Consider the following 1,182-nt stretch of genomic DNA (forward strand, 5'->3'; position numbering starts at 1 on the left):
ATCTGCGCCCGGCGCCCTCTGCGGTAGCTCTCGGAACAGATGTAAAAAGTAATAATAAGGGTTGATGTCATTGGCTCGGCACGTCATCACAATACTGTATAAATTCGCACTTGCCTTAGCGCCAGCAACTGATTTTGAAAACAACCAGTTCTTCCTGCCCGTCGTGAATGGCCTAATGTCTCGTTCGGTCACATTGTTATCAATACTGATGTTGCCATCTTCAAGATAGGTCGTTAATTTATTCCATTGATTCAGCGTGTAGTTGATGGCTTTACCTATCAAACTTTTTGGGATGACTTTTCCTTGGCTCTCTTTCAACCAAGCGTGGAACTCATCCAGAATGGGGATGGCTTTTTCTAACCGGTATTGACGACGCTCATCTGCACTCAGTGTTTTACCGTGACTTTCTACTGCATAAAGTCTGCCGATATAACTTAGGGCTTTTTCGGCTCGTCCTGATTTCCCTGTTGGTTGGGCTTTTTGTGCATCGGTGAACTTGCGGCGGGCATGCGCCATGCAGCCTGCAAGTGTCACAAGCTCTAACCCTTCATAAGCCTTATAACCATCACATAATAAGTAGCCAGCGTAATCACCAAGAAAATCACGAGGGCAAGATTGGGCCCGGCTTGGTTGGTATTCATAAATAACAATGGGGTGTAATGCGAACTCGCCACTGCGATACACCCACATGTACGATTTACTGGTGGCTGCCCGCTCTGGTTCACTTAATACCTGCACGGTCGTTTCATCTGCACAGATAATCGAGTCTTGAAGGAGGCAGTGTTTCATTACCTCTACCAGTACGTTGAGTTTAGCGCCAAGTTGCACGCACCAGTTAGCTAACGAGCCTCGGCTAATATCAATCTCAGCGCGCTTGAGGATTTCAACCTGGCGATAGAGCGGTAATGCATCAACATATTTAGCGGTTACTACGGCTGCTAGGGTTTCAGGGCTTGCGATACTTTTTGGGATCATACTGGCGGGTTTCGGCGCTGTAATGATCTGGCTTTTGAAATCCGTTTTCTCGCAGGTTCGGCAAGCATATTTGGTCCGCTGATGGCGGATCACGCTGACTTTCTGGGGAATGATTTTCAGCTCTTCGGAGGTTTCACTGCCACACTCATGCATGGCATCACCACAACAATCACAGTGGGGGGCATTCAAGCTATGGACTTGTGTTTC

The 1,182-nt window shown here is 47.5% G+C and carries 1 protein-coding gene; it reads right to left on the bottom strand.

What is annotated here, in order from left to right:
- The coding region (gene tnpC, locus ACSF8W_RS23480; RefSeq protein ID WP_500849512.1) for an IS66 family transposase at positions 1-1,182 on the bottom strand (1,182 nt) is incomplete at both ends.

This window comes from Photobacterium sp. 270122K (assembly GCF_059941365.1).